General features: G+C 38.6%; 13 protein-coding genes. 7 read left to right on the top strand and 6 right to left on the bottom strand.

Annotated elements, in window-relative coordinates; translation table 11 throughout:
* Nucleotides 1-348 precede the first annotated feature (348 nt).
* On the top strand, nt 349-513 hold the full coding sequence (locus tag BFP97_RS20785; RefSeq protein WP_170827507.1) for a hypothetical protein: 165 nt from the start codon (nt 349-351) through the stop codon (nt 511-513).
* Nucleotides 514-783: 270 nt separating this feature from the next.
* Nucleotides 784-2,145 (top strand): phage integrase SAM-like domain-containing protein, encoded by a 1,362-nt coding sequence (locus BFP97_RS17830; RefSeq protein WP_069843723.1) that lies wholly within the window; start codon nt 784-786, stop codon nt 2,143-2,145.
* 123 nt (nt 2,146-2,268) lie between these two features.
* Here the strand turns inward: BFP97_RS17830 and BFP97_RS17835 are convergent, their stop codons facing one another.
* The 5 genes from BFP97_RS17835 to BFP97_RS17855 form a co-directional block, all read right to left on the bottom strand.
* Nucleotides 2,269-2,577, bottom strand: coding sequence for a helix-turn-helix domain-containing protein (locus BFP97_RS17835; protein ID WP_069843724.1), 309 nt, complete (start codon nt 2,575-2,577; stop codon nt 2,269-2,271).
* Between the two features lie 388 nt (nt 2,578-2,965).
* The gene (locus BFP97_RS17840; protein ID WP_083262646.1) at nt 2,966-4,507 is read right to left on the bottom strand and encodes a tyrosine-type recombinase/integrase; all 1,542 of its coding nucleotides are present in this window, start codon (nt 4,505-4,507) and stop codon (nt 2,966-2,968) included.
* 355 nt (nt 4,508-4,862) lie between these two features.
* Nucleotides 4,863-5,084, bottom strand: coding sequence for a hypothetical protein (locus BFP97_RS17845; RefSeq protein WP_069843726.1), 222 nt, complete (start codon nt 5,082-5,084; stop codon nt 4,863-4,865).
* A gap of 92 nt (nt 5,085-5,176) precedes the next feature.
* A complete protein-coding gene (locus BFP97_RS17850; protein ID WP_139135359.1) occupies nt 5,177-6,418 on the bottom strand; it encodes a hypothetical protein in 1,242 nt (413 codons plus the stop codon).
* Nucleotides 6,415-7,020 (bottom strand): hypothetical protein, encoded by a 606-nt coding sequence (locus tag BFP97_RS17855; RefSeq protein ID WP_139135360.1) that lies wholly within the window; start codon nt 7,018-7,020, stop codon nt 6,415-6,417. The genes BFP97_RS17850 and BFP97_RS17855 overlap by 4 nt, the downstream gene beginning before the upstream one ends.
* Before the next feature lie 212 nt (nt 7,021-7,232).
* Between BFP97_RS17855 and BFP97_RS17860 the strand changes: the two genes are divergently transcribed.
* From BFP97_RS17860 to BFP97_RS17870, 3 genes are all read left to right on the top strand, one after another.
* Nucleotides 7,233-7,694 carry a JAB domain-containing protein gene (locus BFP97_RS17860; protein WP_069843729.1) on the top strand — a complete coding sequence of 154 codons (462 nt, stop codon included), beginning with the start codon at nt 7,233-7,235 and terminating at the stop codon, nt 7,692-7,694.
* Between the two features lie 161 nt (nt 7,695-7,855).
* Nucleotides 7,856-8,326: a plasmid mobilization protein gene (locus BFP97_RS17865; RefSeq protein ID WP_069843730.1), complete on the top strand. Its 471-nt coding sequence runs from the start codon at nt 7,856-7,858 to the stop codon at nt 8,324-8,326.
* Complete coding sequence (locus tag BFP97_RS17870; RefSeq protein WP_069843731.1) at nt 8,316-9,260, top strand: relaxase/mobilization nuclease domain-containing protein; 945 nt, start codon at nt 8,316-8,318, stop codon at nt 9,258-9,260. The genes BFP97_RS17865 and BFP97_RS17870 overlap by 11 nt, the downstream gene beginning before the upstream one ends.
* Here BFP97_RS17870 and BFP97_RS17875 read toward each other — a convergent pair.
* Entirely contained in the window at nt 9,257-9,562 is a 306-nt protein-coding gene (locus tag BFP97_RS17875; protein ID WP_069843732.1) for a hypothetical protein, read from the bottom strand. The genes BFP97_RS17870 and BFP97_RS17875 overlap by 4 nt on opposite strands.
* 70 nt (nt 9,563-9,632) lie before the next feature.
* On the opposite strand from BFP97_RS17875, the gene BFP97_RS17880 reads away from it, so the two are divergent.
* On the top strand, nt 9,633-10,040 hold the full coding sequence (locus tag BFP97_RS17880) for a hypothetical protein (protein WP_069843733.1): 408 nt from the start codon (nt 9,633-9,635) through the stop codon (nt 10,038-10,040).
* Between the two features lie 29 nt (nt 10,041-10,069).
* Complete coding sequence (locus BFP97_RS17885) at nt 10,070-12,196, top strand: type IV secretory system conjugative DNA transfer family protein (RefSeq protein WP_069843734.1); 2,127 nt, start codon at nt 10,070-10,072, stop codon at nt 12,194-12,196.
* The last annotated feature ends 82 nt before the right edge of the window (nt 12,197-12,278 follow it).

Consider the following 12,278-nt stretch of genomic DNA (forward strand, 5'->3'; position numbering starts at 1 on the left):
GAGGTATTATTAGTCGATCAATTTTGGGTAATGGTAAGTTTGGTAAATAAAAGACACCCAATATGGCTAACGTAGATTATTAACAATAGTATGAATTCTTTGGTAGAAATAAAACCTTTTTGATGCATATTAAGTTAATATTGTTAACTTTGGTAAAAGTTATGTCAAATATATCACAGTAACAAATTACAAATACAATGAGAGGAAATAGAGATAAAACCCCTAGGCTAAGAGCGCCTCCATCAGTCGGGCTTAACTATTTTGGAACGATAGACGGCTCTAGCAACAGGCTGATAATTGTTTCATTCATTACCATGAAACCAAACCATCAATCTAAATCACTATGAAATGAAGATTTTAGTAAGAATTATTCGGCAACTTGTAGTTTCAGCAGTAAGGGTGAGTAGTAGACTGATTAACTACTTGAGGTCGAACGAGAAAGAAATTAAGAAGCTATTCAGAATATTGATTATTGAAGTTTTCTTCTTCATCGTTTTCTCGTTTTTTCAGTAGAGTTGTCATCATCTTCCTTTACATAGTTGAGTGCAAATAAAAAAGCCAGTTACAATTTGTATATTGTAACTGGCTGATATTGAGAGCTCCTCCTCTTGGGCTCGAACCAAGGACCCTCTGATTAACAGTCGGAACGGAATGATATTACATGAAAGCAAATGTGTCCTATTGGCTAATTAAGATCGGTTTTCTCTTATCTTGTGTCACTTCTCATCACCACACACGGAAAAAAACGTGCAGAATACGTGCAAGTAAAAGGAAAGTTTAACCATGGCCACAGTCAGAATAGTCTTAGATACACGCCCTTCTAATGTAGATAAAAATAACAAATACCCTCTTGTTTTACGCATTGGGCATAAAACTCAAAGACGAGATATCCCTTTCTATATCAGACTTGGCAAAGAAGATTTTATTGAACTGGATAGTATTGAAGGGAAAAAGAAAACTGCACATTTCAAATTAAAAGGGGTTACTAATCCTGTCCGAAAGACCAAGCGCATTCATAGCCTTTACAGTGACATTGATCTTTGGATGGATGAGAATAAAGGCGAGATCAAGCTATGGCCGATAACCCAGTTAAAAGAAACCATTGAGAGGAAGTTCTTTAACAAGCAATCCGAGCTTAGTTTATTAAAGCATGGTGCCAAGTTGATTTATCGTTTTCATGCTGAAGCCAGGTTTTCGACCGCTTCGTCTTATGAAGACGCTTTAAAGATCGTTGTCAAATACCGCAAGAAGCTATTCGGTAAAGATGATAAACAGTCTATTCCTGACCTCTTTGATAAGACCAAAAAAGACATGTTTACCGTTAGGGAAGAACTCAAACCTTATGACATGCCGATCAAGGCCTTCAACTTTGAGTTTGCTAAAGACTTCAAAACCTATCTCAGTACCCGCCTTAAATCAAAGAACTCAATCAACATTCATCTGAGAAGCTTACAGGCGATTCTCAATGATGCTGAGAAAACCTATGATGACCTAAAAGGGCATAAGCCATTAGAGAGCTTCAAAAAGAGTAGCACTGCTAATACTCCGATTGTTCTTACGCATGAAGAAATCAATTCTATTCGTCAATGCTCCTATCCTGAGGGTGGGTCAAAGTTTCATGTAAGAAACTACTTCCTGTTCATGTTCAATAACATGGGTATGAACTTCTATGACATTGCCTTAGCACGTGTTGAACAATTTGATGGGGAGCGGTTTAGCTACACACGTAAGAAGACGGAGAGTGAAGGGGATTTTTTCTCAATCAAACAGAATGAAGAGAACCTGTCTATCCTCTCATACTATATTCAGAATAAGTCAAAAACAGCCTATATATTCCCAATCATTCCAGAAGGCAGAGTGGGTGAAGCTATCTTCCGAGCCAAACGTGACAAACTCAAATGGTTCAATAACAATATCAAGAAGATAGCTACTGATTTAAGAATAGAGAAGAATCTCTCAACCTACACCCCACGTGATACTTGGACAAACTTAGGTCTACAAATGGGGATAGATATTCGTAAAATTTCTTCTGGACTTGGTCATTCTAGTGTCGAAATCACTGAAAAGCACTACAGTCAACTAATCCAAGAAAAAATCCTTGATGAGATTAATGCTCAAATTACCAAGGGGCCAAGTTTCAATTAAATTCGATTACCATTAGGCAAGATTACCTATGTCTTGCAGCTTTTGAATTCTTCCAGTTGTCCCAGACTGGAATGTGAACCAATGGGTGTTGATGGCTCAATTTCGAGCCATCAACAAACAGACCTATTCTACGATTTGCAATTTGTTATCATTTACAGCCTTGACTGTTTCGGAAGGAGGTTTTGTTGGCCTATTGTCGTTAGCCACAATAATTAATTCAGCCTCCAAAGCATTTGCCCAACAGCATAAGTTGAAAGTGCTAGGTGTTTTGTGACCCGTTTCCCATTTATGGACCAAGTAATCTGATACACCAATTTTATGGTTAAGGTCTTCTAACGTTAAACCTTTAATAATCCTTAGATCAATTAGTTGATTCACGACTTTCGCTAAATAGTCGGTTCTTAACCTTCTCGAGTAGATTTTTGCGTTCATTTTAACTCCTCTTGTTTTAGTTGACGCAGAATGACCCTACAAAGAATCATTCGATTAAGAAATGGACTCTATGGGTAATGATGACATAGGCAATTAAATTACATTCTTACTAAGGTATGTTTCCTGGAGTGTACATTTCCAAAATCAATGACTTCACTAAAAGAGTGACGTCTAATATGCAAGGAGGAAAAAATGCATACGCTAAGCGAAAACTTAATCGATGTTTTATTACCAGCTATGAACCTAGAAGAAAGACATAAGATGTTGTCAGCACTGATGATGGAGATGAATGCTTTTGTAAGTATTGACCTTGCCGAGAAAATTACTTCTCTCGACAAGTCAACTCAATACCGCGAGCGTAAGGATGGGAATTTCCCACCTCTTGTGTCTATAACTTCTCAAGGTCGTAGGAAAGCGTATAGGTTGCGTGACTTGAAGGATTGGATGGACAAACAGAGTTATGCTGAATAGTTTTGCTTAAGTAGTATTCTTCCTTTAAAAACTCAAAGACAAGACCCTTCGCCATAAACTCAGAGCGGAGGGTCTTGATTGATGGGACAAAGTCAATGTTCTTGGAAGATAGAATACGGTCCAGGATATATTTAATACACTCAATGCCAGCCCTCTTTTCTTCAAAATAATCGAACATATCATAATGAGTTTCAGTCACTCCTGATGGGGTATGATTTAGCAGCTTTGAAACCCAGTCAGTAGAATAACCAACACTGGTCAATAGAGTTGCTCCTGTTCTTCTTAAATCATGTGGCGTAAACTTCTGGTCAATACCAATCTGGTCAAAGTTCACGCGCATAGCATGGTTAAAAGCTGTTTCTTTTAGATAATCGTTTTCTGATGTTTCTCGGGATTTATCAATGTTGTTGATCCTGTTCCAACCAAACACATACCGATGCCCATCTGTCCATTCTTTCACCTCTTCAAGAATATCGAGAGCATAGCTGTTAAGTGGGACAAGATGTCTGCGACCATTCTTCGCTTTATGGTCAGGAATAACCCAAACCTTTCCTTCCAGATCAATTTCTGACCATTCTGCGGTTCGAACTTCTATGCCCCTAGTCATTGTACAGAGCATGAATTTTAGTCCGAGAATAATGACCGGAACCACTTTCATTTTGTTAAGGTTGTGCCAAACAGCAAAAACCTCTCTTGTATTAAGAGAGCGTTTCGTTGTCTTTTTAACCTTGGGTGCCTCCAGGTCGGCACAAGGGTTAAATTCGACAAGCCCATGAAAGTTCTTGGCGTATTTGAACAGCCCTTTGGTATGAGAAAGAAAACGGGTTGCCTGGGTTGCCTTGCTCCGTTTTATCCCGATTTCATAGATCATATTGGCCATGTCACGGAAAGAAATGTCCTTGACCTTTCTTGCGCCTATTACAGCGACCAGTTCTTTATTAAGGACACGCTGTTTTTCATCCCAGCGTTTCTCACCACGTGACTTGCAATACTCAATATAGAGAGGAACAAGTTGCTTGATTGTCATGGCCTGTTGTTCAGCCTTTTTCTTCTCAAGATGTTCAGTTGCTGGGTCAATACCGAGCTGAACCTTTTCAGAAGCTATCACAAAAGCTTTTCTCGCTTCTATTAGTGACAAGCGAGGATATTTTCCAAGAGTGAGCATTCTATGAACACCCTCAAGTCTATATTCGTAAACCCAACTCTTATTTCCTTTAGGTGAAACCCTTATTCCAAAACCTGCTAGTCCATTACACCAGAAGACAATTCTTCTAGATTTAGACACAAGTTTTTTGATGGCTGATTCGGTAAACCGAATACTATTTTTCTTTTGTGGTGGGGTTTTGTTCTGGCTGGCAACCGGGCTGGCAAATTGAACGACATTTGTTAACTTCTTCTGCATTCTTATGAACTCCTTGTTATGCGTTAAAGCCAATATCCAAGGGGGATACAGAGCCATTCATAACAGTTCAGGAAAGTTCAAAAAATGTACTATATGTCAATTTGTAATCAGTAGGTTGGGAGTTCAAGTCTCTTAAGCGGCACCATTAAAATCAATCACTTAGCACATCTTTTACCATAACTAGAATGCTCTGGCTGGCAATTGGGCTGGCAGAATTGTATCACAGTTCTTTTTGAATGTGAATCACATCATGTTATAAAGTTCAGAAGATCTTATTGAGTCGCTAATTTGCTCACCCGATTTAGTCATCTGAACATTTCTTTTATCCAGATTAATGGAGGAGAGATGACCAGGATAAGACTTCATAAGGAAGGTAAGTACTTCTTTTGAATAACTTATGAAAGTCAATTAACTAGGGACGCCTGAAAGAAGGAATGTTAACTTTTGTACCATTGGCTACTAATTCGTCATAGTATTCAGGATCAATGGGGTTTTTTTCAAAAGGAACAACAAGGCCATTACCCACAACTTTCATGAGGGGCATACCTTTATTTTCCTCTTTTCTTTTAAGGAACTTTGCAGATGGGTCTTCACCTTTTAAGTTCTCTAATAGCTCTTTTTTTAGTTCTTCCATATTTTTTTCGGTCAACTTGCAGAACTCCTGAATGTAAAAGTAAGTACAAATTAGCTATGCTTTACCCTACCAGAATCATTTGTTCAGTTCTACTAGTTTTTCAATTTTAATAAATTTTCCAGAATAAACTCCCTATAATCAAAAACAGTTTCTGAAGATAGGGCAACTAATGAAGTAATTATAGCTCTGTAAGTTGATCGATACTCTGCTACGTCTTCGATAAAGCCTTTTTGGGGAGATTCTACATTTATTACTCCGATTGGAATAACCTTGCCTTGATCGGTAACAGTGTCTATTCTAATAGACGTAAATGAGCGAATTTTGTTGTATTTATCATTAAAAAAATTGACGTATTCTTTTATTTCTTTCTTGTGGTCAATGAACTGATCATCTAGATTGTTTGTATCAGGTTCGTAAACAAACCCATAATTCATAACACGATAAATACCCCCTGGGTCGGTTAAGTCTTCTTTAAATTGAGATACGTGAATGGCTATATCCGTCTCTTTTGTTTTGTCACCCTCAAAAGCTTTTTGAGCAAGTTTGTCATTGGTTTCAGTAATAAGGTTTTTTTTCAATAGCATAAAACCTAGCCTGAGATCGGATGAATTCTTCGGGTAGACGATTCTCAAAGAGTTTTCTTTTTTACCAGCATTGTTGATGATATTCTGAATAGCTATTTTCTCTTTTTCTTCGATGAAGAGCATTAAACTTAATCTTATCGGAACTCGATGTAGTCGGAAAAAATCACGAGTAACAATCTTTAGAGTATCAAGATATTTCTTAAAAATAACGGCATACTGCTCATCTATAAACTGTATATCATCTTCATTTTTTATTTCACCAACTAACTCTTTCAACAGTGGTTGATAAACCTTGAAATGAGACTTAAGATCGTAGGTGATTTGTGGTAGTTGCCTGACTACTTCAAAAGAGGGAACTTTTGCCCCAAGGTCAACGATCTTCTTTGTTCTGAGATGGTCTAGTCTGTCATCAAGGAGCGAATGAATTATTATCAAAAAACCAGTAACTAGGATTAGTATAATGAAGATTGTCGCAACCCAGTTGACAGAATATGCAATAGGAGTATTAACTGGAATAAAAGGCTTGACACCAATATACCCAAGAAATTCTCTGACACCATAACCTATATCCCTAAGGAATACTGAAAAGTAAAGCCCAGTTATAATAGGTAGGCCCACTGCACATATCCTTACGATTATAACCGCCCTGCCCAATCTATCAAATTGGTCATTTTCGGTTGAAGTCAATGACTCCCTGAGTTCCTGCCAAATGGTTATCCAAAAATCTTTTATGCGTCTATAAAATTTCAAAATGTGAGATCCTTATGACTATTTAGGTCATTGATGTAATCAATCACTAATCTTTGAACGTGCTCGAAAGTTGAATCATCACCTGTGATTTCTTCTATGATTTCTTCTTGTATTATTTTATCAGCGTGATGCGTAAAATTTTCCCCTCTCGTGTTTTTGCCGCTTATGAAGCAGGCAAGTGTTCTTCGCCAATTTCTGCCGAAAGTCATGATATGCCTTTTCTTTCCTTTCTTTTGAGCTCTGGTTAGCGGTTTATTTAAGGTGTCTCTTTGCACTAAAGCCATTCCGTCTTTCCTATATTCACTGATTTCGAACTGATACTGATCCTTAAAATGACCAGAAATTGTAAATCTATGATTTTGAATGTTTGCTATGCTTTTGTCATCATGACCTAAAGTCAAACAATTGATACAAACTTCATGGACTAGACTGTCGCGAGTGACGTATGAGATGAAGTATCCATTAAACTCGTCTAAGGAAACCCCATATAACTTTTGAATTCTAGAATCGAGCTTTTCCTTTTCGGTCATGGATACGTTGTGCTGAAGTGTTTTTTTGTTGGGGTAAACCACAAATAAATGATGTGTTATTGTTTTTGACAAGTCTGTCGGACAAAATATTTACCAGTTGTGTAAGTTTAGGACTTTGTGAACTATTTATAAACCATGTCTAATTAAGAATGGGTTTTGTCTCTTTTTTGTAGGGTCCATATCAACCAAACCAAGCGTACATTTTCCCTAAGAGACCATTTTTTAGGTAAAGTGATTGAGGCTAAAAAACTCTCCTTTCACAGAAAACCAAGGAGAGTTTTTTAATGAGATCATTGAAATCCAAAGTTGCCGAAATCACCCTGTCCTATTATCCGAGTATTGACCTTAACGATAGGGAAATCGTGACCTGTTCTCAAGATGCTGAAAAGCTCTTTCGCGAAAACTGGAATGATGCACAGATAGGTCTCATAGAGGAGTTCAAAGTACTGCTTTTGAACCGCGCCAATAGGGTGCTTGGCATCTCTTCAATTTCCAGGGGTGGTGTTTCCGGGACAGTAGCAGATCCTAAGGTTATTTTTGCGCTAGCCCTGATGGGTATGGCTAGCGGTATCATTGTAGCGCATAACCACCCTTCAGGAAATCTCAAACCGAGCCAAGCCGATATCAAGCTCACTCAAAAATTGAGTGAAGGTGCGAAGTTGCTTGATATCACTTTGCTAGACCACTTGATACTGACAGCCGAAAACTACACTTCCTTTAGTGATGATGGTCTGATGCCGAGCTAAAAAAGTGAAATTATTTTTCATTGGTACTATATGGAACAATCTGAACTCACCTGAAACAACAGTACAAATACCGTATCCCGTTTTCGCATCATATGACACCTTAAGACACAGATAATCAAATAGTTGAGATAAACCTTTCACCAGATGTCAACGTTAGCGAAATGGATACGGGCAAGCCATGGACGGTAAAACCGTCCGACTTGCAAAGGGGAATACTTCCCCGTTTGATCCCCTGTGTGATGGCGATGCCATCAGTTGGAAAAGCCGAGAGAGCCTTAATGCAAAAAAGCGAGAAACGACAGCGAACTAAGATTATCAACTTCCGAGTATTACCGGAAGAATTCAATCTGTTTCAACAGCGTTGCCAGGCTTCGGGGCTTTCCAAATCAGACTATTTCCGAAAGAAATGTCTTGAAGAAAAAGCATTGCGTAAACGCAAAGCTCCCAATGTAGAGATCGAGGTTTTATTAAAAACCCTCGCTCAGATTGGTAAAGTGGGGGGGAACCTCAACCAGATCGCACGCGAGCTTAATATGGGTTATTTGCCTATTACCGATGAGTTACAATTGACTCTTCACCATATCAGACAATTACGTTTAGAAATTAGGAAAGCTCTTGGTTATGGTGATTAACGGACAAGCTGTCAAAGGGGCAAAAAGATTGGCTAATCATCTTCTGAAAGACGAGAATGAAAAAGTCTCCATTCTTGAGATATCTGGTGTCGCTATCAATGATAGTTTGTATCACGCTTTGCGTGATATGGAAGACATGGGAAAGCTAACAAATTCGCAATCTGGAAAAGTGCTATACCATGCTAATATCAACCCTCGAAAAAATGAGATGCTGACTCCAGAGCAATACATAAAATCATGCGATGCACTCATGGAGAAACTCAAGTTTGTAGGACAGCCCCGAGCCATTGTTTTACATCAGAAGAATGGACGAGAACATGCTCATTTAGTCGTCCAGTTGGCCGATATTGAGAAAAGAAAACTTAAACCAATATCCAATAACTACTATAAACATAAGGAGGTCTCCCGAGAGCTTGAAAAGTCCTTCGAGCTTGCGAAAACAAATGAAGAAAAGTCTGGTCGATCTTACAATCAAGCAGAAGCGCAACAGGCCAAGAGGTTGAGTAAAAGACAGAAGTCCATTCGAAACATAATTCGCACTTGTTATGAGTACAGTAAAGATGGTTCAGATTTTGTCTCAAGACTTGCTCAGAATCAGTTTTACTTGGCCATGGGCAAACGAGTTGTTGTGATTGACAGTTTAGGTAATCCTTTGAGTTTAACACGCCAACTTCGTCACTTTAAAACTTCAAAGGAAATCAAAGATAAGATTAGCGATGTCTTGAATAACTTGCCGACAGTGGAGAATGTACAAGCGCAAGTAAGATCATTGAACAGTTCCTATAAGTTAGAGAATTCAAGTCTAGAATTATTGAAACAGAAACGTCAATTTAGACAAGACAGGCAATTCAACTTTGTACAGGAATCAATGACTAACATGATCGACTATTGTGGCAGGCGAAATACAAACAGGGAGAAGGACAGAGATCGTTAGGTTAGCTCATCAAAGCTAACGGGTACATTATCATTTCCTTCAAAATGACCGCTAGTGAATTTCTTATACATAGTACGATACTCCATAACTTCCTCTTTGACAGTTTGTCGAATAGCGTTAAGCCAGTAAGGATCAGGGTCATAATTCAGTATGTCCAGGAAATCATCAATGGAATCAATTGACCATCCTGCTATAAAGTCTTGATCGGTAATTGTTTCGCCCAATTCTTCTAAGAACATTTCTATGGCAAGTTGTCTTCGTTCTTTTGGATTACGAACACGATCATGTAATAATTTGAGCATCTATTATTCTTACAAATTTTGTTTATTATATTATAGTACAATATTTTTCATATATCAACACATAATATAAATGAATAGGTTCGATGATGATTTAGCTGCTGATCGTAATTACAAAATAGAGATCAAAACCAGAGATAAAGAATTGCTAAAGTTGAAGCTCGATTATGGGGAACAAAAAAAGATTATCGACCAAGGGAAACCCATGCCAGTTTTGAAACCCGATGGAGTGAAACAGATTCAGAACACCACAATAGACAGACAGAAACTTAGGGAGAATTACCAACAACAAAGAAAACAGATACAGAAAAATTCAAGAAAAACAGTGTATAAAATTGCTGAGAAAATAGGTAAAAATCACCCTGATTATCCACGTTGGCTGAAAAAGGAATTAAAGAAAGACCGAATGCATGAGGTCAACGAAAAATCTAGAGAAAATCATCGGGATTTAGGAATCAGCCGAGATCGCGAACGAGATTAAATAATCCATTAATAAACACACACACATATATGTTCTTACTAGTTTTTGGCCATGCCTATGCGATTTTAGGCATGAAGCCTCTTGAATCAGTAGCAGCTATCTTCATAGCGCTTGTAGTTCTCTTTTATTTTCGAAAAGGCCTAATAGGGCTTCGAAGAATGGCTAGCGGTGGCTCTACATCTACCCGTATTGGTCGCTTTCATCCGGACTGCCTCAATTATGAAAGTAGGCTTATGGGAAGCCGTGTTTTTCAAAAATGGGAACTGGATAAAAAAGGGCTCCGTAACCGTTGGAAAACCTACTCTGATAAAGATAAAAGAGGTCATTATGCACGTATAAGGGAAACGCTGAAAGTGTTCAATTTGAGAGGAGCACGGGAAACCAATGGAGCAGCTCAATATGCGGGGCAGGTAGATTTTAAACTTAGTTCAAACTCAGATTCCAGAGAGCCCATATTTGGACATCATGAGTACCTACAATACATTGAGTTTTGGGGGAAATTTTCTATTGTTCGTGTAACTGACCGCTTTGATAAGATGAGATTCGATGCTTGGGGTAGGGCTAACCTTAGGGCTGACCTATCCTATGATTTAAGATTAGACAATGGCCAGATGTTAAGCACTCAAAACTGGCAAGAAGCGAAAGAGTTTTATGAGCTAATTAAGCTTAAAAACCGCTTCACTAAAGAAAAACGTAAGAAGAATACGCTTGCTCCGTTCGAAGATCAGTTTTTACATGCCTACGAGTATCAATTGAAGATTGCCAATGGACAGCAAGAGGCACTCTATGAGCCACACTTGGATGCCATTAAGAAAGGACAAGCTGGATTTGGTGAAAACAATGGACTTGGTATTTCTAACAAAGGGGTCCACATTGGTGGTGGTAAATACGTTGATAAAGAAGGTCATTTTATGACCTTTGGCGCAACGCGCTCTGGTAAAGGAACATCTCTGGTCATTCCCCAACTTCTTAACCACGAGAGTTATCCTGGTTCAATGATCATCATAGATGTGAAAGGAACTCTAACTGCTATCACTGCAAGAAGTATGCAAGAACATGGGTTTGAGACTATCATCCTTGATCCTTGGAATATTCAGGAAAAGTACAATACGAAGCATAGCATACAGAAGGACTCAATCAATCCTCTTGATATTCTGGATATAGAATCAGATGACTTGTTGGATGATTGCGATATGCTTGCGGAAAGCTTAGTCCCAAAAAATGCTGAAACCAAAGACCCCTATTGGGAGGATCGTGCCAGGAGTTGGGTGTCAACTTATCTTCTTTACTTGGCGCATAGGCCTGATGAAGAAAGAACACTTTCTAATCTCCGATCACTCTTTAAGCTCTCGTCTGAAAAGCGAATTAGCCTACTTGTGGATATGGAAGAGGATTATGATGTGAATGTCCTAAAAGAAAATGCCATTGACATCCGGGACAGCTTTGAGCATTCGGCTAAAGAAGCACAAGGTGTTCTGTCTCACGTTCACAAAGAGTTGGAGATATTCAAATCTCCTGCGATGGAACGCGCTACTGGATCATCAACCTTTGACATTAATTCAATTACCAATGGGAAGAAAAGAGTGTTTCTAATCATCCCACCAGAACGACTTGAAACACATGCAAAATGGCTAAGAATAATGATGAGCATGAGTATTCTAGCAACTCAGAGAAATAAGAACCAGTCAGTCCTCTTACTCATGGATGAGTTTCCAGCTCTGGGATACATGCAGATCATTGATAAAAATATTGGCCTAACGCCTGAGTACAGATTACAATTCTGGATGATACTTCAAGATCTTAATCAGTTGAAAAAGCATTACCCAAAATCATGGGAGTCATTTATCAGCAATAGTGTTGTAACGACTTGGTTGGGTACGAGCGAGAATACCACAGCAGAATATTTGTCAAAATTGATGGGCACAACAACCGTCAAGTATAAATCGGATCGAGCAATTTCTGATGAATTACACGGTGGGAATGCGCAACCGATTGAACGTTTAGAGCTTACTAGGCAAACACCACATGCCATTCGTGACTATGACGGCATTTATGCCATCTTCGGGGGGAGTTATCCGCTTAAGATTGCTAAAAAACCATACTACGAAGATGATCGATTAAAAGCCTTGGCAGATGATAACCCGCTACTTAGTTAACTGATTAGTCTTATCTGGTGTTTTCCTTCCAATAAGCTGCAAAGAAAACGCCTGAGCGGAACCTGTCAAGGGTATATAAACG

The organism is Roseivirga sp. 4D4, assembly GCF_001747095.1.
Lineage (GTDB): Bacteria > Bacteroidota > Bacteroidia > Cytophagales > Cyclobacteriaceae > Roseivirga.